The 25,001-nt window shown below is 56.0% G+C and carries 26 protein-coding genes and 1 pseudogene; 15 read left to right on the forward strand and 12 right to left on the reverse strand.

Features of this window, described 5'->3' with window-relative positions; translation table 11 throughout:
* Window positions 1–20: 20 nt before the first annotated feature.
* From ACWJKU_RS12490 to ACWJKU_RS12540, 11 genes and pseudogenes are all read right to left on the reverse strand, one after another.
* Window positions 21–182: a hypothetical protein gene (locus tag ACWJKU_RS12490; protein WP_454142630.1), complete on the reverse strand. Its 162-nt coding sequence runs from the start codon at window positions 180–182 to the stop codon at window positions 21–23.
* 272 nt (window positions 183–454) lie between these two features.
* Window positions 455–712 (reverse strand): hypothetical protein, encoded by a 258-nt coding sequence (locus ACWJKU_RS12495; protein WP_454142631.1) that lies wholly within the window; start codon window positions 710–712, stop codon window positions 455–457.
* Window positions 702–2,786 carry an ATP-binding protein gene (locus tag ACWJKU_RS12500; RefSeq protein WP_454142632.1) on the reverse strand — a complete coding sequence of 695 codons (2,085 nt, stop codon included), beginning with the start codon at window positions 2,784–2,786 and terminating at the stop codon, window positions 702–704. Before ACWJKU_RS12500 ends, ACWJKU_RS12495 begins: the two co-directional genes overlap by 11 nt.
* Entirely contained in the window at window positions 2,783–3,988 is a 1,206-nt protein-coding gene (locus tag ACWJKU_RS12505) for a DUF4255 domain-containing protein (protein WP_454142633.1), read from the reverse strand. The genes ACWJKU_RS12500 and ACWJKU_RS12505 overlap by 4 nt, the downstream gene beginning before the upstream one ends.
* Window positions 3,985–4,956, reverse strand: coding sequence for a hypothetical protein (locus ACWJKU_RS12510; RefSeq protein WP_454142634.1), 972 nt, complete (start codon window positions 4,954–4,956; stop codon window positions 3,985–3,987). Before ACWJKU_RS12510 ends, ACWJKU_RS12505 begins: the two co-directional genes overlap by 4 nt.
* Window positions 4,953–5,708, reverse strand: a complete 756-nt coding sequence (locus ACWJKU_RS12515; protein ID WP_454142635.1) for a T4 family baseplate hub assembly chaperone — start codon at window positions 5,706–5,708, stop codon at window positions 4,953–4,955. The genes ACWJKU_RS12510 and ACWJKU_RS12515 overlap by 4 nt, the downstream gene beginning before the upstream one ends.
* Before the next feature lie 15 nt (window positions 5,709–5,723).
* Window positions 5,724–6,245, reverse strand: a complete 522-nt coding sequence (locus tag ACWJKU_RS12520) for a phage tail protein (RefSeq protein WP_454142636.1) — start codon at window positions 6,243–6,245, stop codon at window positions 5,724–5,726.
* Window positions 6,246–6,257: 12 nt separating this feature from the next.
* Window positions 6,258–7,121, reverse strand: a complete 864-nt coding sequence (locus ACWJKU_RS12525; protein ID WP_454142637.1) for a phage tail sheath family protein — start codon at window positions 7,119–7,121, stop codon at window positions 6,258–6,260.
* Between the two features lie 1,320 nt (window positions 7,122–8,441).
* Window positions 8,442–8,714 carry a DUF3467 domain-containing protein gene (locus ACWJKU_RS12530; RefSeq protein ID WP_454142638.1) on the reverse strand — a complete coding sequence of 91 codons (273 nt, stop codon included), beginning with the start codon at window positions 8,712–8,714 and terminating at the stop codon, window positions 8,442–8,444.
* Window positions 8,715–9,105: 391 nt separating this feature from the next.
* Window positions 9,106–10,431 (reverse strand): sigma 54-interacting transcriptional regulator, encoded by a 1,326-nt coding sequence (locus ACWJKU_RS12535; RefSeq protein ID WP_454142639.1) that lies wholly within the window; start codon window positions 10,429–10,431, stop codon window positions 9,106–9,108.
* Between the two features lie 71 nt (window positions 10,432–10,502).
* Window positions 10,503–10,648: pseudogene (locus ACWJKU_RS12540) on the reverse strand (integrase core domain-containing protein); the annotation flags it as partial.
* Window positions 10,649–10,950: 302 nt separating this feature from the next.
* On the opposite strand from ACWJKU_RS12540, the gene ACWJKU_RS12545 reads away from it, so the two are divergent.
* The 6 genes from ACWJKU_RS12545 (at window position 10,951) to ACWJKU_RS12570 (ending at window position 18,881) form a co-directional block, all read left to right on the forward strand.
* Complete coding sequence (locus tag ACWJKU_RS12545; protein WP_454142640.1) at window positions 10,951–11,694, forward strand: zinc ribbon domain-containing protein; 744 nt, start codon at window positions 10,951–10,953, stop codon at window positions 11,692–11,694.
* A 182-nt stretch (window positions 11,695–11,876) separates the two neighbouring features.
* The gene (locus ACWJKU_RS12550) at window positions 11,877–13,121 is read left to right on the forward strand and encodes a tyrosine-type recombinase/integrase (RefSeq protein WP_454142641.1); all 1,245 of its coding nucleotides are present in this window, start codon (window positions 11,877–11,879) and stop codon (window positions 13,119–13,121) included.
* Window positions 13,122–13,131: 10 nt separating this feature from the next.
* Entirely contained in the window at window positions 13,132–13,548 is a 417-nt protein-coding gene (locus tag ACWJKU_RS12555) for a hypothetical protein (protein ID WP_454142642.1), read from the forward strand.
* 700 nt (window positions 13,549–14,248) lie between these two features.
* A complete protein-coding gene (locus ACWJKU_RS12560) occupies window positions 14,249–14,443 on the forward strand; it encodes a helix-turn-helix transcriptional regulator (protein ID WP_454142643.1) in 195 nt (64 codons plus the stop codon).
* Window positions 14,444–14,494: 51 nt separating this feature from the next.
* Window positions 14,495–17,578: a primase-helicase family protein gene (locus ACWJKU_RS12565; protein WP_454142644.1), complete on the forward strand. Its 3,084-nt coding sequence runs from the start codon at window positions 14,495–14,497 to the stop codon at window positions 17,576–17,578.
* A gap of 703 nt (window positions 17,579–18,281) precedes the next feature.
* Window positions 18,282–18,881 (forward strand): hypothetical protein, encoded by a 600-nt coding sequence (locus tag ACWJKU_RS12570; protein WP_454142645.1) that lies wholly within the window; start codon window positions 18,282–18,284, stop codon window positions 18,879–18,881.
* Between the two features lie 658 nt (window positions 18,882–19,539).
* Here the strand turns inward: ACWJKU_RS12570 and ACWJKU_RS12575 are convergent.
* Window positions 19,540–19,785, reverse strand: a complete 246-nt coding sequence (locus ACWJKU_RS12575; RefSeq protein ID WP_454142646.1) for a hypothetical protein — start codon at window positions 19,783–19,785, stop codon at window positions 19,540–19,542.
* Window positions 19,786–19,874: 89 nt separating this feature from the next.
* On the opposite strand from ACWJKU_RS12575, the gene ACWJKU_RS12580 reads away from it, so the two are divergent.
* The 9 genes from ACWJKU_RS12580 to ACWJKU_RS12620 all read left to right on the forward strand — a co-directional run bounded on the left by ACWJKU_RS12580 (window position 19,875) and on the right by ACWJKU_RS12620 (window position 25,000).
* A complete protein-coding gene (locus ACWJKU_RS12580) occupies window positions 19,875–20,015 on the forward strand; it encodes a hypothetical protein (RefSeq protein WP_454142647.1) in 141 nt (46 codons plus the stop codon).
* Window positions 20,016–20,100: 85 nt separating this feature from the next.
* Window positions 20,101–20,517 (forward strand): hypothetical protein, encoded by a 417-nt coding sequence (locus tag ACWJKU_RS12585; RefSeq protein ID WP_454142648.1) that lies wholly within the window; start codon window positions 20,101–20,103, stop codon window positions 20,515–20,517.
* Between the two features lie 10 nt (window positions 20,518–20,527).
* The gene (locus ACWJKU_RS12590) at window positions 20,528–20,890 is read left to right on the forward strand and encodes a hypothetical protein (protein WP_454142649.1); all 363 of its coding nucleotides are present in this window, start codon (window positions 20,528–20,530) and stop codon (window positions 20,888–20,890) included.
* Between the two features lie 20 nt (window positions 20,891–20,910).
* Window positions 20,911–21,093: a hypothetical protein gene (locus tag ACWJKU_RS12595; RefSeq protein ID WP_454142650.1), complete on the forward strand. Its 183-nt coding sequence runs from the start codon at window positions 20,911–20,913 to the stop codon at window positions 21,091–21,093.
* Between the two features lie 78 nt (window positions 21,094–21,171).
* Window positions 21,172–21,444 carry a hypothetical protein gene (locus ACWJKU_RS12600; RefSeq protein WP_454142651.1) on the forward strand — a complete coding sequence of 91 codons (273 nt, stop codon included), beginning with the start codon at window positions 21,172–21,174 and terminating at the stop codon, window positions 21,442–21,444.
* Window positions 21,445–21,521: 77 nt separating this feature from the next.
* The gene (locus tag ACWJKU_RS12605) at window positions 21,522–21,854 is read left to right on the forward strand and encodes a hypothetical protein (protein ID WP_454142652.1); all 333 of its coding nucleotides are present in this window, start codon (window positions 21,522–21,524) and stop codon (window positions 21,852–21,854) included.
* An 8-nt stretch (window positions 21,855–21,862) separates the two neighbouring features.
* Window positions 21,863–22,159 (forward strand): hypothetical protein, encoded by a 297-nt coding sequence (locus tag ACWJKU_RS12610; RefSeq protein ID WP_454142653.1) that lies wholly within the window; start codon window positions 21,863–21,865, stop codon window positions 22,157–22,159.
* Between the two features lie 578 nt (window positions 22,160–22,737).
* Window positions 22,738–22,953 (forward strand): hypothetical protein, encoded by a 216-nt coding sequence (locus ACWJKU_RS12615; protein ID WP_454142654.1) that lies wholly within the window; start codon window positions 22,738–22,740, stop codon window positions 22,951–22,953.
* A 532-nt stretch (window positions 22,954–23,485) separates the two neighbouring features.
* Window positions 23,486–25,000 carry a hypothetical protein gene (locus tag ACWJKU_RS12620; RefSeq protein ID WP_454142655.1) on the forward strand — a complete coding sequence of 505 codons (1,515 nt, stop codon included), beginning with the start codon at window positions 23,486–23,488 and terminating at the stop codon, window positions 24,998–25,000.
* The last annotated feature ends 1 nt before the right edge of the window (window position 25,001 follow it).

Consider the following 25,001-nt stretch of genomic DNA (forward strand, 5'->3'; position numbering starts at 1 on the left):
CCTCGGTCGTGCGGTTTCGCCTACTTCTCGATGAACACCAGATCTTCGGGTTCGACGGTCAGCTTGACCTCATTCCCGGTGACCTCGACGAAGGGGTCGAGATTGATGAAATGGCCGGCCTTCCATTCCAGCACCGGGTCCGGCTTGGCGGCGGGATAGTTCTCGAAGCCGCCGTTGCCCATGAAGTGGTCTTCGTAGTGCGTCTCCAGGTGTCGATCGCTTCGATGCGCAGTTGGGCGTGCCCTCTGGCATTCAGATCGACCGGAGGTCCTCCGAGCAAATTCCAATGATTGCGGTCGTCGGCTTGAAACCGGACCGAGTCTCCGTCCGGCGAGTAGCCGACGACGTGGAATGTTCCTTTGATGAGACTGAATGGCATCGTTGTCCTTCCTTATCCCCGCTGTTTAGGCGTAACCCGCCGAAATGGGCCGACTTCCGTGCTATGCGGCACCGTTCATCGGTTGATCCCTCCGTACACCGCTTGCGCGATTTGCCGTCCCAAGTCATCGGGCGCACTGTCGCTCGCCATTTGAATGTTCCCCGCTTTCACCGACGGCATCGCGCCGCCCGCCCGCAATTTGGAACCCAACCCATCGGCGGCAAGCAGCCGTGCGAGTTCGGCCTCGACCGCCGCTTGCAGCATCGGTGTTTGGCTTCCAGCAACCGGCAGCCCGTCGAGAATGAGCCGTTCGATATGGACATTAATGTTCATGCTTTACCCCCACCGCCTCCAGCGAACGGAAATCCGCTTCGTTGATGGCCTTTTCCAGCTTCCGGAATTCGTTGCGCGCCGCCTCGAAGATGAGCGGCATGCTGACGCCGGTTTTAGCCTGTGCCGCCATGAATGCCGCATTGAGGGCGATGTTGTGGATGCTGCCGCCGGTGAGGTTGAATCGGGCGAGGCGGTCGTAATCCAATACGTCTTTCGGGGTCTCCGGGGGAAAAACCCTTTCCCAGATGCGCCGCCGTTCCGCGGCGCCGGGAAACGGGAAATTGACGATGAAGCGCAGCCGACGGAGAAAGGCCTGATCTAGCGCGCTTTTCATATTGGTCGCCAAAATCGCCAGCCCCCGGTAGGCTTCCATGCGCTGCAACAGATAATTGATCTCGATGTTGGCGTAGCGGTCGTGGCTGTCCTTGACTTCGCTGCGCTTGCCGAACAGGGCGTCCGCCTCGTCGAAAAACAGAATGGCGCCCCCTCTCTCGGCGACATCGAACAGACGGCGCAGGTTCTTTTCGGTCTCGCCGATGTATTTGCTCACCACCGCCGAGAGATCGATGCGGTAAAGATTGAGGCGCAACGCGTTGGCGATCACCTCGGCGGCCATGGTCTTGCCGCAGCCGCTTTCGCCGGCGAATAGAGCGCTTATGCCCAAGCCCCGGTTCATCTTCCGGCGAAAACCCCAGGTGTCGTAGACCGTGCTTCGTTGCCCCACCTGGGCCGCAATCTCGCGCAAAAGCGCTGTGGCTTCGTCGGGCAGAATCAGGTCGTCCCAGCGGGCCTTGGGTTCGATGCGCTCGGCCAGCTTGTCGAGGCGCGGGCGCGTTCTCTCCAGACAGGTTTCCCAGAGCCGCTCGTGTAGAGTCGACGTTTCGCCCGGATGGTCCGCCAGCACGGTCAGCGCGATCTGGCGAATGGTCGGCACATCCAGGTTGAATTGGGCGGCGAGCTGTGCCGCGCTATCGCCAGCCGCGGAACTCAAAGCTTCCGACCAGGCCGCCCGCTGCTCGGCGGAGGCCGGCTTGTCGAATTCCAGGCTGTCGGTGCCGAGTTCGGCGCGCACCTCTCGGGTATCCACGATCGCCGGCCCGTGGAGGCGACGCACGAATCGACCCAGAGGATTCTGCCCTTCCGACGGCTGCATCTCTCCCGATTCAGAGGCGTCCAGATAAAGCGCGATGGGCAGCAGAATGCTTTCCCGCTGCCACAGCCGAGCCAACGCTTCCAACTCGGCGGTCTGAGCCGGCAGAGCATCGACGAACAGGCGCAGCGGCTGCAGGCCAAGCTGGGATAGCGCGCGCCGGGCGATCCATTGCTTGCTGATCGGGTCGGCGCCGACCAGTTGCACAGCGGATGGGCGCCCCGAGAGGCCGGCGAATTTGAGGTGATGAACGAGGCTGTCCATGACCGCCTGCTGGGAGAGCGGCAACGGCTGATCGTCGTCTTCGACATCGAACGGGATGAGCAGCGGCGTCAGCCTGTCGTCGAGGGTGTTCAGGCCCTTGACATAATTGACGATGCGCTCGTCGGCGCGCAACGCGCTTACCGTGAGCGGCGTGGCGCCCGGCTGATTGATTTCGAGCAGACGCCAGTAACGCAACGGTCTTTCGGCGGACAGCGCATCCCATGCGGGATCGTCGAACAGAGCCATCGCCAGGGCAAAGGTGGGATAGGGCCGGCTCGGATTATCCTGCGCCCGGGCGCAAAGCCCGGCGACCGTCGTATCGAGCTCGATCGCCGAGCACAGCAGCAGGATTTCCTGTTCGAAGCGCGACAAACCGAACCGTCGACCGAGCCAAGGCAACGCCGGCGGCGGATCGACGGCCTCGGCGGTAGTCATGGTCTTGGCGGCCTCGTCGATTTCGAGGGTTGTCGCCTGGGCCCCGCCAGACTCCGGCGGCTTTCGGTTGCGGCGGCCGAACCACCAGCCGAATCTCTTCGCCTCGGCGGACGGCACGGCGGGGGCGGAGGCTTCGGCAAGCCGTCGCAAGCGCAGCCGCAGCCAGGCCAGCGCCGCGGACAAATAGGCGTCGTTGTTCTGCTGCCACTCCGCGAGATCGGTCATGGGATGATCACCTTGGGCTCGGAATAGGCCCCGTTGGCGTCGCGCTGCAAAATGCTCTCCGCGCCGTCGACTTGCGCTCGTACGAGATAGGTGCCGCTGGTCACGCCGGACAACGGGAAACGGATAACGTCCGTTTCGTCCTGGCCCGCCGGGATTCCGTTATCCGGCGGAGCGTCGATTCGATAGGCCTTGGGCAGCGGCGCGCTGCCGGCGCTCAATTCATTCAGAATCAAGGCCACACGCTGGGTTCGCCCGACTTTGGGGGTAAATTCGATTTTGACGGACCCGGCCTCCAGAGCCGGCGCGATCTCCGGACGCAGCACGAAAGGAAAAACGGTGGATGTGACTACTCGATGCGGCTCGGGCGGGATTCCCAAAGGCATGCGCTGAACCACCTGCAATCCGCGCACTCCCGCCCGCAGCGCCTTGCCGTCCGGAAGTTGCGGAGGCAAAGCGGGCAAAAGTATTCGGGTATCCGTTGCCTCATCCGGCATGATTTCGCCGCCGTCCATGAGCACGAGCGTATCGTCTCCCCGCAATCCCTTGCCCCTGATCGACACTCGGCTGCCAATTCGAATGGGCTGATTCGGCAGCTCATCACCCGCCGCATCCACGACCGCCAGTCGGTCGACGGCCGGTTGAGCGAAGGGCGTTCCGGACAGGGTCCGCTCGGCGACCGGCAGGGCCGGTTGCGGGACGTCCTCGCTTTCGATCAAAACCACCGACCCCTGATAAGCCATCGACAAGGCATAAGGCGTCTGAAAGAAAATGGACCAGAGCTTGGAGAGTTCATCGAGCGAGAGCGGAACGGGCGTAAACCTGACCCGCTCAATGGCGTCGCCGAGGCTCGAACGGGGCAGCATCGGTTGCCGGTGAAGATCGCGTACCACGGCGCCCAGCATCTTTTGCGGTTCCAGGTCCTTCTCGTTGCCGTAAAAGGCCATGAGGTAGTGCAGATCGAGGGCTACGGTCGGACGCGCCACCAACCTCCCATCGGCCGAACGCATCGGCAGATCGCTGTTGCGCATAGCCGCGTTGGCCGATACCTGGTAGAGGAACAGACGGATGCGTGGCTGGGTGATGGCCGTGGCGTCGGGCCGCTCGGTCAAAACGTCCGCCCCGTTGATGACGGATTGCGCCGCAACACGAACGATTTCCGCCAACGCCGTCGTGACCGTCGCGATGGCCGAGGCGTTGCTCATTGCCGCTCTCCGCGGCGTTGTTTAAGGTAATCCTCCAGGCTCATCGCCTTCGGTCCAGGCTCCGCTTTTCTCGGTACGGGGGCGGAAACCGTGGCGCGTACTTCGACGCGTCCGATCGTCACCTGGATGGTGGGAGCGGATTTCGGAATGGACATGTCTCGCCAAAACTCGTCCGCAGCCTTCAACGGCGTCTCGACGGACCGTGTCACCTCCGGTCGCGCGACGATGGCCCGCGGCGTTTGCTTCGGAGCGGACTGAAATCGTGTGTCGGGTGAAGCCTCGGACGCCACCGGCGCAAGACCTCGCCGAAGGGCGGAATGCGGCTGGTTCGGTGGTTGGTCTCGCCCTGGCGATACCGCCCCATAGTGGCGCATCGCCTCGTTTTCATCCCGGATGGCGTAAGCGTCTCGTTTTGTTTTCGAGCCCGCCGGCTCAGCAAGGAAGGGTTCGATGGCCGGTTCAGCTTGGCGCCGATACGGTGGTTCGTCGGGACCTCGCGGGGCCGCTCCGGGGGTACGTCCGCTTGCGGTGCGGACAAGATCGGTTCCGGGATTTTGAGAAATCGCGAGATTGTGCTGTTCGCTTTCAAATGCAGGGTGGACAAAGGTCGAAGGCCGTGTCCGTTGATGGGCTGGCTGCGCACTGCTCACCCCTTCCCTGGGATTCGCCCTGCGGGCAAGCCTACGGCTGTCCAAATTTACTCCCGGCAAATTTGTGCCCATCCTGGCAGAAGGTGCTTGAGGGTAACGCTCGGTCAAAGGAGCGCGCGCAGCATCTGCGCCGCTCGGCATGTCGGTCCCCGTCGCATGGGTCGTAGACAGTTCCTCTGCCCGCGCTAGGTGAAAGTCATGATCGGGCAGCAGCCCGTGCTCCGCCTTGACGGGCTCGAACAACGAAGGCAGCCGCGGCTGGAGAGCTTTCTCCGCACTCATGCTTTTTGCGGCCAGTTGCTCGAGAAAATCGGTCATTGGCTGATCAACTCCAAATAGGCCTGCCGCCGCCTCGGGCTCATCGCCAAGATATCGGCCTCTCTCCAGCCATAAGCCGAAGCGAGCGCGTGGACCTCGCGCAGCATCCGAACCGCCCAGGCGCCGATCTCGTTCCAGAAGAAGGAGACGATGTCAAAAGCCGCTTGCCACGAGTGATTGCACGCCGGGCAGGAAAGCTCGAGCCGCAGGTTGGCCTGGGGGTCCGCCTGCTCCATCCGTTCCAGCACCGCCTGGATCATGCCGTCGGGCAAGCTGTCGACCGCCGTCTCCTGCCCCTGGCGGTAGATGCCCAATAAACAGCGCTGCAGCAAATGTTGCCGGACCGACTCCAAATCCTCGCTCCGTACCGCTTCAAGGAGGTCCTGGCTGTTCGGCAATCGAAAACGCGCTTCATGATCGCCGACGCTCAGCGACAGCACGTCCTCGTCCATTCGCACCCCGTCCATGAGCGGCTCCGGCGGATTCATCCAAAGATCCGCGGTTTCGAGGGTCAATTCCAGTCGATCGCCACAGCCGGGGCAATTCGCCAGACTCACGATCTCGGGCCCGAACATCCATTCGCGCAGCTTCAACAAGCACGCATCCCGTCTGCCGATGCTCAGCTTCGAGAGGACATCTTTTGGATACTCGGGGCAGGCCGCCGCCAGCAAGGCCAAGCCTTTTTCCGGCAGGGACATGCCCTGCCCCCCTTCCCAGACGGCCAAGAGCTCGGATGCGGAAAGAGCGCGCATGACCTATTCCGCGATTCAATCGAAGGTGGGCTCGTCGGGCGGCTGGAAATCGGTATCGCGCTCCCAACCCTCGTTCTCCAGCTTGATGTGCTCGATGGCGACCGCGTTGGCGTTGGCATCCAAATCGGGCAGAGCCTGGTATTCCGAGACCCAGCAGCGGTAAACCTTGTACGAGATGACCTTTTGGCCCGCTTCGTTGAAGACGTCGATGATGATGTCCTTGCGGAAATCGGCGAGCGACGATTCCCGGCCGTCCCTGCCGGTGAAGTTCCATACCTTGTTGACCCAGGCCTCGAACGCCGGGTCGTGTGACACGCCCCGCTCCAGCGTGATCGGCTCAAATTTATTGCGTCCGGGGGATTTGCGGGAGGTCGAGGGGTCGCCGCCTTCCCGGTGTTCGACCACTTCCGTGGTGCGCTTGAGCGCGCTGACTTTGCTGATTCCCGCCACATAATTCGGGTCGGTTCCGAACTTGACCCTAAACTTGAAATTCTTGTAGGGATCGAAACGATTGGGTCTCGCGACTAAGTGTGTCATCTGTCGGCCTCCTTAGGTTTGAATCTGCCCAGCCATCTGCTGAAGCTTGATGATGACGAACTCGGCCGGCTTGAGAGGCGCGAAACCGACGACGATGTTTACGATCCCCAGGTTGATGTCGTTTTGCGTGGTCGTCTCGCTGTCGCACTTGACGAAATAGGCTTCCCGCGGCGTTTGCCCCTGAAATGCCCCTTGACGGAACAGGTTGTGCATGAAGGCGCCGACGTTGAGGCGGATCTGCGCCCAGAGCGGTTCGTCGTTGGGTTCGAAGACCACCCACTTCAAACCGCGAAAGAGGGACTCCTCAATGAAGAGCGCCGTGCGGCGGACGGGGATATATTTCCACTCCGAGGCGAGCTGATCGGCGCCTTGCAGCGTGCGCGATCCCCACACGATGCGCCCGATGATGGGAAAAGCCCGAAGGCAATTGATACCGAGCGGATTGAGCTCGCCGTTTTCCGCATCGGTGAGATTGACACTGAGTTGCGGAACGCCCACCAGTGTGGCTTCCATGCCTGCCGGTGCTTTCCAAACTCCCCGCTGGACATCGGTCCTGGCGAAGACACCGGCGACGGCGCCGCACGGCACGAACTCCTCGCTTTGGCTGTCACGCAGCGGGTTGGGTTGCTTCAGGCGTGGGAAAAACAGGGCGGCGTTTTTGCTCGGAATGCCGGGATAGCTATCTTCGGGTTTGGTGAAGCCCTCACGTGCCGCGTCTTTCGATGTCCAACTGCTAGGCGAGTCGACCAGCAACATGGCTCGCCGTTCTTCGCAGTACGCGGCTGCAGCGGCGAGAAGGTTGAGTTCCACATCATCGCCTTTGTAGGGCGGGATGCACAGCAAATTGAAAAGGCCCGCCTGTTCGAGAGCATGCATGCCTTTTTTTCGTTTTTGCTGTCGGGCGGGAGGAAATCGTTGATGTTCAGTTCAGAGCCGTCCGAGACCGAGTCGGCCAGCGTCTTTCGGACCTCCTCCAGGGCCGTTTTGGCAGACTGCTCGGCTTGCTTTGCCTGGTCGATCTCCGTCTGAGAAGCATTGTTGTTTTGAGCGCGCTCTCGCGCCGCCTTGGCCCTGGCGTATTTCCTTTCGGCCTGCGTAACCGCGTCTTGGGTGAGTGCCCATAGCGCGTCTTGCTTGCCTGTATCCTCGGGAGCCTCCTTCACATCCTTGATTGCTTTGGCGATCGCGGCGATGTCCGGCAGGGTCGCGGGGGGCCAATCGCCATCCCATCTCACGAGCCGCGACTCGGACTCCAACACCTTGTCGATGCGGCGTGGACTGTCACCGGCAATGGAGAGATTCAGGAATCGCTCGCTGGTGCCGCCCGGCGATGCATCGGTTACGGTGAGGTTGAACAGGTTTGAATCCGAGATGTTGTCGAGATCCACAACGGCACGCAGATTCGCCCCCCAGGAACCTTCATAGGCCGCTTCCAGTTTGATATTGCCGATCGGCAACTTAACTTTGTCGAAAGAGGATGCCTTGACCACAGCGGCATCCGCAATCTTTTCCACGTCTTCCTTCTTGGCGTCATCCGGCAACTCGGCGATGAGCTTGGCCACCTCCTTGGCGGCTTGCTTTTCAGCCGCTGTTCTTGCAGGACTGCCCGCAGGCGGCGTGAGTATCTTGTCTCTCGCCTCATCCGCCTTCTCCTTGGCTTTCTTTCCCGCGTCATTGGCTGTTGCCGCAGTTGCGGCCGCCTTGGCCGCGTTCGCGACCTCATTTGCCGCCGTTTCCGCTTCTGTCCGCTCCGCCTCATTCTTAAACAATGGATGGAACAGTCGCACGACAATCGCCTGGCTGCCGCCATTCAGATAGAAATCGCGCACCGCATAACCCAGCGCACTCTCCAACCAAAGCCCACCAAAAATACGATCGAAATCGGAAAAGCTGTTGATCGTGATTGCTTTGTTCGTTGGTCCGCGTCGGGCACGGCCGATAAAAGCCGTAATCGAGGTGGCGACGCCGACGATGGTCCGTACGCCACTCGGGATCTCTTCAACATAAACACCAGGATAGGTGGGTGTGATTGGCATCGGAAACTCTCCTTCTCAGGGTTTAGCTTGCCCGAGCAGACAAACCGGAAACTTCAAACCCTCGATAACTTTTCCTTTAACTCCAGATTCAAGCTAGATCTCCGCGTGGTCTATGAACGCATCGGTGGCTTCTCTCGTAACGGTCATGTCCGGAGCACCATCAGAAACCACCGATCGGCGCTTTGCCATTTCCGATGATTTCGAAGCGATGTTCATATTGATCGATAGGATCTCTGAGCGTCTCCAAAAAGGCCTTCGCATATACCGGACTCGTAACGATTCGGGTGTGTAATTGTGGCTCTTCGGCCTCCGAATAAACTTGTCCGAAATCCAGGACGAATTCGAAAGCATTGTGACCAACCTTGACATAATTGGCATATTTGCCTTCTCGCGGATCGGGGCCCTGATATCCCACTGTATATTGATCATCCATGCGCATAGTCCCCTTGTAATCCGGCGTCCACAGGACTCTCCAAAATCGGAGTTCAATCCATGTCTCGCCTGCAATCACGTGCAGGCAACGTGCCATCATCAAGAAACACGATCTTCGCAATTAAAGCCATGAAAGCAGGAATGTTTTTTAAATCAGACTGCGCGCGTCGGCGATTGGGTGTAACAGTGTTCTGTGACACCTTGGCTGATCGAACAAAAGTATGAAGCAGGGAGGGAGTCGGGCGGATTGGGATAAATCACGCCATTAGCCGGAGCCGAAAGAAGAATTGAAGCCTGTTTCCGACTGTAACGCCGAACGTGACAATTCTGTCACAGTTACTCGATTATGTTACGGCTTTCAAATCGAGATCGGCCTTTTCTTTCCCGGTATCTTAAATATGGTATTTCGCCATTTTCCGATACAGGGTCATGCGCGACCAGTGGAGTTGCTCGGCGGCCTTACTCTTGTTCCAGTGGGTAGACATCAGCGCGGAAAGCAAGAGCTCGCGTTCGGTCGGGATGAGTTCATCCTCGGTTCGAACTTGGCGGCGAATATAGGCGGGTAAATCGTTAGCTTCGATTCGCTCATGGGACGTCTCGATGAGCAGCGCTTCGAGCAGGTTCTTCAATTCACGAATATTGCCGGGCCAATCGTAATGCAACAGTAATTCCAGTGCATCGGGCGTGAACTCTTTAATCTCCAGACCGAGTTGTCTGCTCAGGACCGCGAGATAGTGATCGATCAGAAACGGAATATCGTCCTTCCGCTCTCGCAGGGGCGGCAAGTGGATTCTGGCGACATTGAGGCGATAAAACAGGTCTTTTCGAAAGGCATCGTTTGCAACCAATTGCTCCAGGTCGCGATTGGTCGCCGCGATAATTCTGATGTTCACGGCAAAACGCTTGTTTCCTCCCAGGGGATATGCTTCCTTACTTTCGAGAATACGAAGAAGTTTTGCCTGGGCGTAAGAACTCATGTCGCCGATTTCATCAAGAAATACCGTTCCTCCTTCGGCCAGCCTGAGCTTGCCCGCGTACGCGGAATAAGCCCCGGTAAAGGCGCCCTTCTCATAGCCGAATAACTCGCTTTCCAAAAGGTTGTCCGGCAGTGCAGCGCAATTGATAGAGATTAGGGAATTATTACGTCGTGCACTTTGCCGATGAATATATTGGACGGCCAATTCCTTTCCCGTTCCAGTTTCCCCGGTTATAAGCACATGACTACCCACCGAAGCGACCTTTTGCAGCAGAGCCATAACCCTACGCATCAAGACGTTTTGGCCGACGATCTGTCGATTATCCGCCAAATCGGATATCGAGGGTTTATCGGTCACGACCGCCTCCCAGCGATAATCGGAAGTGAACCGCTCGACGGCAGCAGTAAATACCTCGGGCAAAATGGGTTGTTTGAAGTAGTCTTTAAATCCAGCTCTCAGTGCAGCTACGGCAAGGGCTTCCGATCCGTGAGTCGTAACCAGGATGACCGGGAACCGTCTATCATATTTTCTGATTTGCTCCGCTATCGCGAATATATCGACCCCGTTATACCGAGGAGGCTCCAATATCAAAAGGTGGGGATTTCTGTTCCGAAAGCATTCAAGAATCGCATCGTTACTGCACACCTCCAAAACTTCAAACCTCTGCCCCGGCAATAACCATTTCACCTGCTGATGCAGTTCATGGTTTTCGACAGCAAGCAAAACTATGAGTTTAGTCATAATCCTTCCTTTGCAGTTCGGCAGTATCGAGAGCGGCCCGTGTTTCAACCCCAGCCGGTCGAAAATGATTTGTAGTCCTGCCTCCGGTTTTCGATCTCGTCGCGAGCATCCTCGAGCGACATGAACCAGTGTACATTCAGGCATTCATCGCGGAAACCGCTATTGAAGGATTCGATAAAGGGTTGTCGGGCCGCGAGAAATCCAGGACGACCTGGTGTCTTCCGAGCGGATGACCAGAACAGTCCATTTACTACCACATATGACCACGACGGTGAGACCAAGACGGTATCGTTCACGGCCCGAACGACAGGGACCTATTATGTGAAGATCAACGGCAGCGTTGGATGGTATGCGCTTCAGGCCACAGGGGTGAGAGCTCGATAGGGATAATGGAGGTTATCTGTTGAGGCTCTGTGCAAATCCTACTGCTGATCGGGTTCATACGCCTCTTTGCGATTCAGGATTTCTAAGGCTGACTCGGTGACTCCTGCGGCTCCCTCCAAACGAAATCATCCTCTTATGCTGCGACTGTGGCATGGCTTTGGTCGCAGGAAAAGCGGACGTTATCAGTATTACAAATGCGCGACCAAGCTCAGCAAGGCGATACACCTTTGCCCGACGCCGAACCGGCCCCGGGCCAAAATCGACCGGCTGGTACTGGAGCGATTGGCGAACCGGGTGTTCACGGTGCCTCGGGTCACCGCGATGCCGAAAGATTTGAGTCGACGATTGAAAGAGCGCTGGACAGCGGATGATCAGCGCCTCCATGAGGTCCAACAGGCGCTCGCGACGGTTGAAGCCGGTCGTCAACGATTGTATGAAGCTGTAGAGCAAGGCATCTTGCCGCTCGATCAAACCCTCTCCGTTCGGGTGGAGGCGCTGAAACGGCAGCGGGAGATGCTCCTCAGTGAAATGGCGGGGCTTCGCCGGCGGCGGAGGACATCCTTGGACCGCTTAACGCCGGCAAAGATTGCGGCCTTTATTCAGGTGCTGCGGGAACGGCGCTTGGATCCGAACAGCGGATTCGGCAAGTGCTATCGACAGATCCTGGCGAGCGAGGTTCGGGTAACCTGCACCACGATCGAACTGAAAGGCGAGCTGGAAACCCTGGCGGAAGCGCAGGTCTGTACGATGGGCGGAGGAGATCCGGAGTGTCTGAGAAAGCAGGTGCCCAGATTCATATCGATATGGCGTCCCCAAGGGGATTCGAACCCCTGTTACCGCCGTGAAAGGGTGATAACTCGGTTCATGGCCGTTCAATGACGTTCATCTATGTCCTTGTATTCGTATACATAATGTTCACTTCTGTCTATAATTGTACTCAAGCATTCACCCCGGTATTTTCCCTAAATTGTCCCTAAGTTCTCCCTAAGCCGCACGGCGATTGGATTTCGATTGGAGAATTTAGGGAAATGGCACCCTACCCTACTGATCGGATAAGAAAAATGGCACGACATGCGAGAGACGCACGATTAGAAACCCGCGAAGCACGCGCACGGCTGAAATCCCAACATGAGCCCTATTGGCGCCAGGTCACGCCGGGCCTGTTCATCGGCTACCGGAAAGGCGCCCGCGGCGGGGTCTGGATGGTCCGAAAAACCGAGGACGGGCAGAAGATCAAGCGCACCTTGGGTGCAGCCGACGATCATCAGGACGCGAACGGCGTTGACGTGCTCGATTACAAACAGGCGCACCGAAAGGTTATCGAGTTTTCCGAAGCCAAGATCGAAGTTCACCGGAAGGATAAGTACACCGTGGCCGATGCCATGTCCGATTATTTCGAGTGGCTGTCTATCCATGGCAAGAGTGCGGACCGGACCCGGCCGACCATCGACGCGCACATTCTGCCGAATCTTGGAACGCTCAAGCTTTCCGACCTGACGACGGAAAGGATCGCGGCATTTCAGAAACACTTGATCGAGCAACCGCTTCGGCGGCGCGGAAAACTGCAAGAAATCGACCCAAAAGACCCGGATGCACTCCGCAAGCGCAAGGCAACTGCGAACCGCATCATGACCGTACTGAAAGCGGCGCTCAACCATGCCTGGAAGCATGGCAAGATCGAATCGCGTGACGCATGGGAGCGGGTGAAACCCTTCCGGTCGGTGGACATACCGAAAGAGCGGTTCTTATCTGAATCAGAGTGCGTGCGTCTGCTGAACGCCTGTGATCCGGATTTCCGGCAATTGGTCCGGGGTGCCCTGCTCACCGGCTGCCGATACGGCGAATTGATCCGTCTCGAGGTTCAGGATTTCATCAAGGATGCCGGCGTGTTGCTTGTGCGGGAATCGAAAAGCGGCAAGTCGCGGCATGTCCCGTTGACCGATGATGGGCAGGCATGGTTCGAGCAATGGACGGCGGGTAAGCTGCGCGGCGAGAAAATCTTTACCCGCGACGACGGCGAGCCGTGGGGAAAATCGCACCAAGCAAGGCGCATTGCCGACGCCTGCAAGGCCGCGAAGATCGCGCCGGCCGTATCCTTCCACGATCTGCGCAATACCTACGGGAGCCTGCTGGCCATGCGCGGCGTACCACTGCAAGTGATCGCCGCAGCATTGGGTCATGCCGATACCCGGATGACCGAACGGCACTATGCACATTTGCGGGACTCCTATGTAGCGCAAACGATCCGGGCGAATCTGCCGAGTTTCGGCGGTGAGTCGGACAAGAAAGTCAAATCGATTCGATAGGGGGGGGGCAATGGCGCTAATCGATGATGCTTACGTGATGTCGGCCAAGCAAGGGGACATTGAGGCCGCTCGTCTACTGTGCCGATTCATGGCCGAGCATTTGGCGAACGGCACTCCGGTAACGGATGAAACCCGGCAGTATTTCATCGACGCACTGCGGGCTATCGGTCAAGGCGCGGATCCGGCTGCGGCCCTGAATCTCAAGCCAGCGCGGCACCGGCCGAGGGAAAACGAGGGCCGTGATTTCCGGATCGCCAATGAAATTTACTGGCGCCAGAGGGACGGAGAATCGACCGGAGTGCTGTTCCGAGAGATCGGCACCCGCGAGCATCTGAGCGCCAAGCGGGTCGAGCAGATCTATTACCGCTGGATGCCCGGCTTCGAGGAACGCGCGCGGAACAACCGGGAAGAAATGGACGGTTCCTAGTTAAGTCGGCTTACTTATCTAGGATGCAAGCCGTTGTTTTTTCGTGCATTATTGTGACCGTCGATGTAACTACATAGAGAAATGATGGCAATGACTACGAAGAATGAGCAAACCGAGCGCGACGTGTACACCATCCCCGAATTCTGCAAGCGGCACGACATCTGTGCGGGAACATTCTATAACCTGGAAAAGCGCGGCTTGGCACCCAAAACATTTAGGCTAGGGCGGCGCCGACTGGTCTCAGTTGAGGCCGCGGCTGAATGGCGTCGAGCCATGGAAGCACAATCCGCCCAACCCTAAAAAAATTTTTCCCACGACGAAACCCCAAGCTATATTTTCCGCACGGAAGCCGGACCACAATATATTGTGTGTTAAGGTCGTCTTAACGGGATGAGGCACAAGATATGGGGTTGCGGAGGGAAAAATGAATGTGGTAATTTGATTCCAGCGGTCGCAGAACTGCATCGCTCACGAGAGTTCGTGAGCGCATATCAAACAGAACCCACACCCGAAAGAAACCGGCTGATTCGGAAACGATAGGCCGGGAAAACCTTGAAATCCTGAATTAGTTCAGGAATTTCAAAAAGTTAGAGCCTTATTGCGTCCGTAACTGTCCAGCACTGGGTAACTGTGTCTTGGTCGTGACGGCATCGTAAAGGGCGTCGAAAGACACATTCAACCAACCGTTATAGGAGGAGCTATGAATGCCAGAAACGACGAGATCGTGCGCATTAACAACGCAGCAAAAATGCTGGGGGTTTCCCGGTCGACCGTTTACGCCATCGCCAGCCGAGATAAGACGTTCCCGCGGCGGATCAAGCTTAGCGGTACCGCCAGCGGTTTTTTGCGATCGGAACTTATCCGCTGGATCGAGAGCCGCAAGACGTCGTTCTGAAACAAACGCCCGTGACCGGGGGGCAACCGAATCACGGGCTAGGAATCAGGTATGTACAACCATTTTCAAAATCAGGATACCACTATGTTAAATGACATCCAGACTTCGACACGGCAGGACAATGATAAGACGGTCTTAACGGATGTGCAAGGTCAATCATCGTCCATAGACAACAGTATACCGTCACAACAGAGCGAGGACGACGAGGCGTTTGCGGCATGGCGCGCCGAGTACGACGAGTATTGCGAGCGGAAACTCGAAGAGAACCTAAAAACCCCGATCGTCAATTTCACTATCTATACAAAGGCGACTGAAACGGACGAAAACGGCGTCGAGAAACCTGGCATCCTGACCAAAATTATCTATAAAGACGAGAGCGGGAAGGTGCAGAAGGACGCATCCGAGTGCCGCATGGTGCTGGGGCATGCCGAGACCATCGAAACGCATTTCGGCTTTTTCAGGCGATATCTCGAACTCGCATGGACTAATCAGGCGTTTGGGTATGGCATTTGCCAGGAGCACAAACAAATCCATGTCGCATCGCGTGGACTAATCGATCGTTACGGGGATACCGGAAAAGCAGTCACCAGGACGGGTGACAATTTCAAGTACACCGATGCGCCGGCAATCCTCATGATCGATCACGATCCAAACGACTGGGGTCCGCGGCTACAGGATCGCGACGAGTTCTTGCGGGCGCTGGAGGAAGTCTGTCCGGCGATGAGGACGGCTGCCCGAATCATCACAACATCCACTTCGGCCCGCATTAAGGACAAGGCCACGGGCGAGCTAGTGTCCGATTCCGGTGGTATGCACGTCTATTACCCGGTGCCGCGCGGATCGGACATAGAGCGATTCGGGGCTGCACTCTTCAAACGCCTATGGCTGGCCAATTGGGGATACATTGCATTAGCAAAGAACGGCGCGAAGCTTGTGCGGGCCATCATCGATGGGGCTGTGTTCTCTCCCGAACGTTTAGATTTTGTGGCGGGTGCCGTAGTCGGCGATGGACTCTACCAGGATCGTCCGGCGCCTGAGTACCGTCCTGGCGGGTATCTGGACACCACGACATTGGCCGACCTGACGCCGGACGAGGAACGGGAATATGCGGCACTCGTCGAGAAAGCGAAGGCCGCCATCGACGGCGAGTCGAAATCGGTTTTTGAGTCTTATGTCGAGGAACGCGCCGATGAACTGGTAAGGTATCGGGGTATCGACCGCGAAACCGCAGTCCGCACCATCCGAACGAGCGCCAATCCGGAATCTAAGGACCTGTATGAAAGCTTTCTGCTCGATTTCGACCGCGAGGGCGTCGTAACCGTCCGAGATGTCCTGGACGATCCACATCGGTTCAGCGGCAAAACCCTGGCCGATCCGATCGAGGGGGCGGCATACGGGCGCGGCAAAGCTCAATTTTATTGGAATTGCGGCAAGCCGGTCATCAATTCGTTCGCCCATGGTGGTGTTAAGTATTTTTTGCACCCGTTCCTGCCGGAGGAAATGAATTTCGAGGGACTGGTTGCGGGTGGTGTACCGACCGATCATGAATCGTTGGATGAGCTTGGGGGCGACGAGCTAGACCTAGCTGGCAATTCAGGCACCGTAGATTCTGCGGCAACGCCTACCTCGGACGCTATGAAGGAGGCTACGCTAAGCGCACGCCGGGCTACGTTGAGGGGCGAACCAATGAATTTGATAGCCCGACGAATCGTTAAACAGTGGCCGTGGTTACGAGATCATGCTGATGAGATCGCGCAACGGGCGTTTAAGTGGGCTAAAAAGCTAGAACCCGGTAACACCATTGAACTCTCAGGTATTACCCGCAGGATTACGAGCCTCGAAATATTGAACAAGAAATTCGGCATGCTAGAGGCGCCAGGGCAGCAAACGTGCATCATACATAGGCCGGACGGTCTACCGGTTTCAGATAAGGATTTCAGAGCACGAATTGAGTCTGAGGTAGTAATCGTGGGAGTCGATAGCAAGGGGCAGCCTCAATGTGTGGATGCGTCGCGCGCTTGGAGACAAAGCGCAAACAAGCACACATTCAATCGGATCAGATTCACGGCAAAGCCGGTATTGGAGTCCGACTATAACCTGTTTACCGGCTACGGGTGCAAACCCATTGAGGGCGACTGTAGCCTGATCCTGCGGCACATTTATGAGGTTATATGCGGCAGTGATACCGCGACTTATGAGGCGTTCTTGAGTCTTCTGGCATGGCAATTCCAGAACGTAGGCCGTCCGAGCAGGATTATCACTACGCTGTACTCCGAGGAACAACAAATCGGCAAGGGTATTTTTTTAGAGCATGTCCTTGTCCCGATGGCTGGTCTACATGGGTTTATGTCAAGCAACGTCGAGCATGGGTTCTCGAGGTTTAATGATGCATTGCGCGGCAAGTTCATCGTATTCCTTGATGAGGCTTCTTTCGCGGGTGATCGCAAGCTCGCCGATAAACTGAAATCCACTGCCGGAGCAGAAAATATGCCGATCGAAGGGAAGGGAGTCCCAATCATCAATATGCCGGCCGGTATTAATCTGTTCATGGCGACGAACCATATGCATTCGGCAAATGTGGAGCGAATAGATGCACGATACTGGATACTCCGTGTGAGCCCATGTCGCAAGGGTGATTTCCAGTATTTCACAGCGCTGCGTGACCAAATCGAGAACGGTGGGCGTGAGGCGTTCTTACACTACTTGTTGACACACGACGTTTCAAATTTCATACCTCAGCGGGATATTCCGCGAGAGAATGAAATGCTTGAAGTCAATCGTGAAATGTCGTTAGCTGCCGGTCATCCGGCTCATTGGATCAGTGAGTGCATAGAGTATGGTGTAATCCGTGGGGCTGTCGATGCTGGCCTAGATAAACCATGGGTGAGCGGCGGAGAAATTGGGGGGAGTGTCCTACATGACGCCTATCGCTACTGGCTAAAAAACCTCAAAGCAATCAATGCATCTGAGACAGCGAGGGCTACTTTTTGGAAGTTTATGGTTGCAATGGGATTTATAAAAAGTGGTGGTAGGCAAAACAATGTTCGTACTCGTCTCATCCCATCGATGGAGCTTTGCGCAGAGCGATTGAGGGATTTCATGGCCGGAAGGATAAGCCTAGACTCTCTTAACTAAGGAAACGCTACAACAAAAAGCCCTGGCAATCGCTGGGGCTTTTTTATGTCTGGCGGTTATCGGTTCACGCCTATCCGTTGCATTGGGGGGCGTTTGCCAGTAAGCCAGTAAGCCAGTAGAAATGAATTAACGTCAAAAAATCGCGGATATGGACAAATTTTTTTGCTCGGACTTGTCCATATCCGCCATTTTCAATTTCAAAATTTTTTTACTGGCTTTACTGGCTTACTGGCAGAGAAATGAGAAATCTATTTAAAAACAGTCGCTTACGTGAGATTTTTTTCTGCCACTAAAATGCCAGTAAACCAGCTTTACTGGCAGGTTACTGGCAGGTTACTGGCAGGCACTCATGCGGGATGATCCGAACCATACCGAACATGGTCATGATGTCGGTTCGGACTGACAATCCCCCACATTGCGACGCCCGCCTACGGTCCTGAGAATCGGCGGAAGGCCATTTGACGGCCGGCATCGATCAAGCCCGCCTTCGACCCGCACCCCGGCAACGGCGGAAGGTCATTTGACGGTCGTTTTGATTGCCGGGAGATCGTGCACCATGCCAGGCTTGAACAGCACCAGAGGCTTAACGTCGCCTAATCCCGCCTACGATCAGCACCAGCATAGGCGCATGTAGCGGGAGTCTGGCATCGTGCGCCCATAGGCTTCTGGTGCGGTCCGACGGGCAACAAAAAGGCGCTCGAGAGTGAGCGCCTTACCTTTCAAGGCCGGATCACTCGGCTATTTCAGCTTCTCCATTCGCATTAAAAATTCATCGATCGCCTGCCTGATCAATTCCGACACACCCCGGCCGCGCGCCAGGAGTTTATTCAGGGAGTTCGAGGCCCAGAATATTAGGCGAGCGGAAGAACTTAAGCGTGAAGGCTTGGCAGAAATAATGGTGAGGTGCACCGAGATCGCGAAGCGCCTATCTGTTATCGTCGCTCGATCGCTTCAACAGGATCAGATTACAGAGGAAGCCGCGGCTTGGTGCGTCGAGTACGTCAAAACGCATACGGAGCGGAACTTGAATCAACTCCGCAACCATCTAGCAGAGAGTCCGTTTCACGCCCTTTGCAAAGACGTGTACCGGCTGATTGAGCGGTCCGGGTCTAAGGGTATTTCTCAACGTGAGATCAGCCAACGGAGCCGGAAATTTGCCGCCGAAAAGCCGAGCATGAAGGATGAGGTCTTGAAGAACGTACTGCGGATATACCCGGTGTCCCAAAAAGACCGTAACGGTACGTCGGGACGTGGGCGCAAGGTCGAGGTGTTCATACTGAATAAACACATCAAGAAGGCGTAAGCCAACTCACATCAAAAAGCGGTCCACATGGGCCGCTTTTTTGCTTGATCATTTCTTGCATCGGTGGGTCGCGAATCTTGAATTCCGTAGACAACGTAGACAATTCGTAGACACTTTTGTCTACGGTTATAACCCACGCCAGCCGTGGGCTAGAGCAATATCGTAGACATGTAGACAATACCCCCCCTTACCTTTTATAAAAAAGGTATATATATCCCCCCGTCTACATGTCTACGGAAATGCCTCAAACCCGCGCCACGCCTGAGTTATAACCGTAGACACTACCCGTCTACGCTTTGTCTACGTTTGTCTACGGAATTCCCCCCATGCCAGACCTAACACGCCCGCCCTATCCGCTCTTTCCTCCCCAATGCAAGCCGATGCACCAGCCTGCTCCGAGCGTTTGTCTACGGGTCTGAGGATCGGCGGAAAGCTAATCGATTGCCAGCACCATGCGAACGCCTTCGACCCGCACCCCGGCAACGGCAAGCGGAAGGTCATTTGACGGTCGTTTGATGCTGGTGCCATCCGAACGTAGACCCGGCACGGCAGAAACATTCATTTCATCGGCACAAACGGCCTTCTGGTGCGGTTCTGAAGGGCACAAAAAAGGCGATCGAGAGTGATCGCCTTGGCGTGATTGCTGGTTGATTGCCGGTTAGTCCGGCGTGTCGGTCTTCTTCGTCTTCGCCTTCGCTGATCGCTTGGCCGGTTCCGGCGCCACCGGTTCATCGGTAAAGCCAGCATCCTTATAAAGCCTCTTCACCGTCACTTCCAACCAGTTCGATATGGTGCGGTCCTCAAGATCGGCAAGGCGCGACATCATCGCCTTAATGCCACCGCTCAACCGGATGTTAAGGACTTCGGTTTTTTTTCGTCTGACTGTAGTTTTTTGTGTAGACATGTATTGACACCTGTATAAATGATGAACTATAGTGGCTACAGTATCGCAGATACGGTGTTTTTAGGTCAATCACTTAGGAGGTAAGGCACATGGCTACAGTATCGCAAATCATCAAAGACGAGATCCTTTATCGACGCGTCGAGGGCAACGCATGGGCGCTAAGTGCCCGGTTCGCGCTGGTGTTCCTGGCCGGTCTGTATATGGAAATAGAGGGCTGCGGTGATGGCTAGGAAACGGGTTAAGAGACAGTCGAATCGAAAGGCTTATTCGACCGGGTTAAAGAATCTTGCGAGACAGAAACGAATTGAACTCACGATGGCTAATGGTGATACGGTGTTCCGAATCGTGATTACAAAGAATCCGGTTTGGTCAACGATCCAATGGCGGACGTTGAACGCTTTGGATTACGAAGAGGAAATGCTTTACAGGTCGCAACTTTGTTTTTCTCGCATGGGTTACGAGTTACTTGATGCTCTTGATGAATACCGGGATAACGGCGGTCGACTCAAGAAGGTATTTTTCAATTCGCTCGATGGGTTTATTTCGGCGTCAAGTTATGAGTTTTTGGAAGAGATTTCGAGGATTCTCGAAAGCCACGTCGCGGATGCAACCGAATTGATCAATCCAATACCAGCAAATGCGTCTCGGGAACGCAGAGACTATATGCAGGTATGGCGTGACTGCATAAAAGGATACGCGGAATGCGGGTTAGAGGTTTTGTGGGTTTATTGAGTTTACGACGATGAGCAAAACGATTGAGCAAACCGGGTTGATGGCCGAGCTTTCCCTGCTCGAGCGCGAGACCAAGCAACTGATGGACACTTTTGATTCACTGATTGCTGGTAATCAAATGAATGCCGGGGGCGTCGTGGCCATGGAGGATGCGGTATTTAGCCATATGATGACCTACAAACGGATCATGTTTGACTTGATCCGGTCGGGCGTCGAACTGACCGACGAGGGCGTTAATCGCTGTCTCGGTGCGCTCTTCGTCCTAATGCGATTCATGAAGGACATTCAGCCTGCGGCCGATCGTGCCCGAGCGGAAGTCGCGGAAGTGGAGGCCGCGGACCGGGCGCGGCAGGAAGCGATAGGTCTTCATTGATATTTCAAACGGGGTGTGTGATGACAGAAAGCGAAATATCCGAATTTTTCCAGTTAGGCGGAACGCCGCGGCAACTGGAACAGGCGATCCGTGAAGGCAGGGAAGCGGTTAAGCGCCTTGCCGAAAGCTTGTCGATGACGGTTCGAGAACTAAAATCCCTTGCGGCTCGCTGGGGTTTGAAAGCCGAGCAGTTGGGTGATTGATCGAGAAAGCGCGGAACCGGGTGTTAGCCGCACCCGGCGCCGCTAACCATAAACGCAAACCTAGAGAGAGGTACATTCATGGCTACAAACAATGGTATCACGTTCTCTATGGCCTACACGCCACGGGATAACGCATTCGAAGGCGGGCGGCGGCTGGCGCGGGTGCTCATGATCTGGTGGAGCTTATACGTGCTGGTTCTATTCGCCGGCAGCGCGGTGTTTGGTTTCTGGAATCTGGATGTTTCGATCAAGATCGCCCTGTTGCAGATCTTTGCCGGAGTGACTGGCATCCGGCTTGTGGCGGCGTCGATTGGCTATGTCGTGCGTGGGTTTCTCGGAGTTCGGGGATAAGGGTGAAGGGATTTGTGATTCGAGTACGGCTTTTCGAGAAAGAGCTACATTTTTAAACTGAAACAGGAGATTTTTTTATGACTACCAATGAAGAAAAACTTGACAATGTCGTGATCGCACTTCTTTTCCTGAGGAACCGGATTTTAGACTTGGGGGCGGCGGGTGACTGGCCGAGAGTGGTAAAAACCTTGGCGGATCGCCTGAGGGTGCCCCCCGACCAGAATTTTGTGCATCGGCTGGTTTCCGAATTCTATTGGAACTTGCTGGAGTTAAGACCTGGCGCGCTTGCTTTTGACGACGAGGACGTAACCGGGTCCGATGCCAAGGTCGAGCGCAAGGCATTTAAACGGCTGTTCCCGCTGTTCGAGGGGTATCTGCTAGGACGGCTTCAAGGGGCGTTTGATTTATAGGATTAACGATGACAGAACAAGAAGACGATTTTGACGGTGAAGTCGAACTCGGTTTCCCGGCTTTTGATAGTTCGGTGGCAACGGGGGAACCATACCAGATTAGCCTGGACGGTTTCGAAGAATTCGAGGAATGGCAAGCGGTCGAAGCCTGGGCAGAGCCGGGAGTATTCCCGAATGGACAAGAATGCGTGAGGATCTGCCTATTCAACGAAACCGATATAGCGCCGAACGGTGAAAAGCTTGATCCGAAGGATTACCCATTCGACGACGACCACATTGCACAAATTCGATTTGTGACGGATTAGCTAGAGGACTGCACCAAAGACAAGCCCGGTCATGTACCGGGCTTTTTTGTGCGCATAAAAAACCCTGACGGTAGGGCAACGTGGCTTATTGAACAAAAATACAGCCAGGGTTGTCACCAGCGCAACGCCGGGAGATTCTAACGGCTACCAAGGCATTGCGGGGTGACTACTCGATCATGCCGTCACGCTCAAAGTCGGGCGAGATCACGGCGTTCTGGCGCTTCTGAATTACCTGTCGTGACTACAGATTAATGGTGTGAATTATCTGTAGGGGCTACATGAAATGAGTGACGGTCAAATCACTAGAAAGCGGGGGCGTCCGCCTATTGGCGATAGGTCGATGACCAATACCGAATACTGCCGGCGATACCGTGCCCGGCTGCGAGCCGCTGGCAAAACACCAGCAAGGCCGCGCGCTTCGGCTGAATTACTGGCCATTATCCGGCAGCTACTCGGCTGGTACACGCGATCAAGAGGCAAGCACGTTGTTGGATCGCTGATGCCGCTCAGTTTGCATGATTCGGGTGAGGTCATGGAGACCTGGAAACGTCTTCACAAACTGATTAACGGAGACTCTCATGAGAGTTGAATTCGAACTGGGCAATCGACTGTACGCTGTCCGCCGTGGTCGTCGTGGTGAACCGGTCGTCGAGGTCTATATCCGGCCGCACATCGACACCGGGCGATGCCTGCACCTACAAAAACCCGCATGCTGGCGGCCGCTGAGCCCGCGCTTTCAGCCGACCATTGATCGAGTGCTTGCTGCGGCCAGAATTCGCGGGCTTCTCGCCTAAAACCGGCGTGGTGTGCCTCGTGATTATTTCTGTTAAGCATGGTTCGGGCCATTTTGTTATGGGCAACAAAATGGTTTTTGCTTATGGTTCGTAGAGCAGCGCCATCCGTGGCCTACAGCCGATGGCTCGCCGCTTGCATGGGTGCCATCGTGAGGCGTTTAGGCGCATTGCATTATTGAACAGGCGTTGACAATGGCGCGGTCGCCTTGCCCGTAAAACCGGCGTGACGCCAAACTATCCATGTCAACGTCGTTGTTCATCCGGACGACCGGCCGGTTTTCTCCAGGGTCGGCTGGTCGTCAAATCTCCTGATTGATCGATGCCCACACATAGCGAACCCGGCTCCGGCCGGGTTTTCTATGCCTGCATTCCTGAGAATATTGAACGATGTTTTTATTCTGAGGAATAAGTCCATTGTTCGCACACAGGTTCGCACAAAACTTCGCAGTGCCGGGTCCGCAGGAACCTTCGCAGTGCCGGCAGCGTGAGGGCAGAATGAACCCGTGGCAATCGAAAAAAACTGGAGAAACTTGTGGCAACGAAGATTTATCATCCAAAAATTGAGATCAATCTGATTAAAGTCGCCGCACACTCGGAGGCACCCATTGGCGAGTTTTCGAGGGACGCGGACGACAAAACGAAAACGCCCTACCGTGCGGCAAACACGGCGGAACCATCGATTGATCTCGTGCCGTTTCTGGGCGATGGCTCGACCGTGCGAATCGCGAATGGCGTTCGCGAACCGGCCGGCGCCTGGGCTATCACTGTTGCCGATGTCCCGCATAAAACGCAGAGCGTCTGCCCGCGCGCAGAATCGTTGGCGGCCTTGGTCGAGCCGGGCGATTTGATTGAATTCCGGTTGGCGCACGCCCCTCACGAATATGGTGTGCGTAGACTCCCGGTCGTAATGCGGGGACAGGTTTCAGAAATCCGGCGCAAGCGTGGAGTCGACGACCAAGGCCGCCCGCAACGGCAGGTCGTCATTACTGGGCAAAATTTGATCGGTCGGACGTGGCAGGCGCTCAGGATTTTCTACATCAACGGCACGCCACTAGGCGATAACATATTGACGACGTTCAGGTTTTTGCAAAAATACGATACGACCGGCACCATTGCCAGGAATCCGAACGTGGCGGATTTCATGAACGACATCGTGTTTCAATTGATCTCCCAATTTTTGGGGACAATGACGTGGACCAATCGTAAGGCGCTCGGGCTGGAATTTTCCACCATCAGTATCGAATGCTCGGCACGTGGCAGGGTGCAAGGCATGCTGGCGTCCAGTTTCGAGGGCGGCAGTCTGTATCGATTCATCGCGATGTTGTGCGATGTCGATTCGGGGTTGAACGAATTGTTCAGCGTGAGCGGCGAGGACGGCGAGACGATCATTTTGAGGCCGACGCCTTGGCGTGACCTGCGCGGCAAATATATTCAGGATGGCGTTCCCGATATCCAAACCTTCGAAATCGACGACGGCGACATCATTAGCATCGAGAGCGCACGCACGGATCAAAACGTTTCGAATTTCGTGCGGGTCCGCAGTCGGCCGTGGGTGCTGAATTCCGATTCCGCGTTCATGATGGCGAATGCGATCACCGATCAAACGGATTACCCGTATTGCAGCCCGGAGCTTTACGGATACAGGTTGCTGGATGCCGAAATACTGTTGGGCGCACCAGATTACACGGGGCCGGCCGATAAAAGGAATGCCGAGCAACGGAAATCCTATGATTCGACGATGACGGATTGGATAAAAAACCAACGCGATGCCCTGGCGCTGGCTCACCGCGATGCGGCGCTGTTCGGGCGCGGCGCTATGACCCTGCGGGGCAATGAGCGCTTACGCGCCGGCACATTTATTCGTATCAAAGATGGCGATTTGTCGTACAGCGTTTATGCGTCGCGCGTCGAGCACATGTTTGCTCCGTTTCGCGGTTTTACCACGACGGTTCATTACGAGAGATCAGATGAGTTCATTCGGAGATCGCGCATGGATACATCGCCGTATTGGAATGAAATGGTGGGCAAGTCGCGCGGGATAGGGTAAA

Source organism: Methylocaldum sp. MU1018 (assembly GCF_053646775.1).

What these genes read in the sequence shown, in the direction of transcription:
- ACWJKU_RS12490 (WP_454142630.1), bottom strand. Translation starts at nt 182, where the DNA reads ATGGGCAACGGCGGCTTCGAGAACTATCCCGCCGCCAAGCCGGACCCG.
- ACWJKU_RS12495 (WP_454142631.1), bottom strand. Translation starts at nt 712, where the DNA reads ATGAACATTAATGTCCATATCGAACGGCTCATTCTCGACGGGCTGCCG.
- ACWJKU_RS12500 (WP_454142632.1), bottom strand. Translation starts at nt 2,786, where the DNA reads ATGACCGATCTCGCGGAGTGGCAGCAGAACAACGACGCCTATTTGTCC.
- ACWJKU_RS12505 (WP_454142633.1), bottom strand. Translation starts at nt 3,988, where the DNA reads ATGAGCAACGCCTCGGCCATCGCGACGGTCACGACGGCGTTGGCGGAA.
- ACWJKU_RS12510 (WP_454142634.1), bottom strand. Translation starts at nt 4,956, where the DNA reads ATGACCGATTTTCTCGAGCAACTGGCCGCAAAAAGCATGAGTGCGGAG.
- ACWJKU_RS12515 (WP_454142635.1), bottom strand. Translation starts at nt 5,708, where the DNA reads ATGCGCGCTCTTTCCGCATCCGAGCTCTTGGCCGTCTGGGAAGGGGGG.
- ACWJKU_RS12520 (WP_454142636.1), bottom strand. Translation starts at nt 6,245, where the DNA reads ATGACACACTTAGTCGCGAGACCCAATCGTTTCGATCCCTACAAGAAT.
- ACWJKU_RS12525 (WP_454142637.1), bottom strand. Translation starts at nt 7,121, where the DNA reads ATGCATGCTCTCGAACAGGCGGGCCTTTTCAATTTGCTGTGCATCCCG.
- ACWJKU_RS12530 (WP_454142638.1), bottom strand. Translation starts at nt 8,714, where the DNA reads ATGGATGATCAATATACAGTGGGATATCAGGGCCCCGATCCGCGAGAA.
- ACWJKU_RS12535 (WP_454142639.1), bottom strand. Translation starts at nt 10,431, where the DNA reads ATGACTAAACTCATAGTTTTGCTTGCTGTCGAAAACCATGAACTGCAT.
- ACWJKU_RS12545 (WP_454142640.1), top strand. Translation starts at nt 10,951, where the DNA reads ATGCTGCGACTGTGGCATGGCTTTGGTCGCAGGAAAAGCGGACGTTAT.
- ACWJKU_RS12550 (WP_454142641.1), top strand. Translation starts at nt 11,877, where the DNA reads ATGGCACGACATGCGAGAGACGCACGATTAGAAACCCGCGAAGCACGC.
- ACWJKU_RS12555 (WP_454142642.1), top strand. Translation starts at nt 13,132, where the DNA reads ATGGCGCTAATCGATGATGCTTACGTGATGTCGGCCAAGCAAGGGGAC.
- ACWJKU_RS12560 (WP_454142643.1), top strand. Translation starts at nt 14,249, where the DNA reads ATGAATGCCAGAAACGACGAGATCGTGCGCATTAACAACGCAGCAAAA.
- ACWJKU_RS12565 (WP_454142644.1), top strand. Translation starts at nt 14,495, where the DNA reads ATGTACAACCATTTTCAAAATCAGGATACCACTATGTTAAATGACATC.
- ACWJKU_RS12575 (WP_454142646.1), bottom strand. Translation starts at nt 19,785, where the DNA reads ATGTCTACACAAAAAACTACAGTCAGACGAAAAAAAACCGAAGTCCTT.
- ACWJKU_RS12580 (WP_454142647.1), top strand. Translation starts at nt 19,875, where the DNA reads ATGGCTACAGTATCGCAAATCATCAAAGACGAGATCCTTTATCGACGC.
- ACWJKU_RS12585 (WP_454142648.1), top strand. Translation starts at nt 20,101, where the DNA reads ATGGCTAATGGTGATACGGTGTTCCGAATCGTGATTACAAAGAATCCG.
- ACWJKU_RS12590 (WP_454142649.1), top strand. Translation starts at nt 20,528, where the DNA reads ATGAGCAAAACGATTGAGCAAACCGGGTTGATGGCCGAGCTTTCCCTG.
- ACWJKU_RS12595 (WP_454142650.1), top strand. Translation starts at nt 20,911, where the DNA reads ATGACAGAAAGCGAAATATCCGAATTTTTCCAGTTAGGCGGAACGCCG.
- ACWJKU_RS12600 (WP_454142651.1), top strand. Translation starts at nt 21,172, where the DNA reads ATGGCTACAAACAATGGTATCACGTTCTCTATGGCCTACACGCCACGG.
- ACWJKU_RS12605 (WP_454142652.1), top strand. Translation starts at nt 21,522, where the DNA reads ATGACTACCAATGAAGAAAAACTTGACAATGTCGTGATCGCACTTCTT.
- ACWJKU_RS12610 (WP_454142653.1), top strand. Translation starts at nt 21,863, where the DNA reads ATGACAGAACAAGAAGACGATTTTGACGGTGAAGTCGAACTCGGTTTC.
- ACWJKU_RS12615 (WP_454142654.1), top strand. Translation starts at nt 22,738, where the DNA reads ATGAGAGTTGAATTCGAACTGGGCAATCGACTGTACGCTGTCCGCCGT.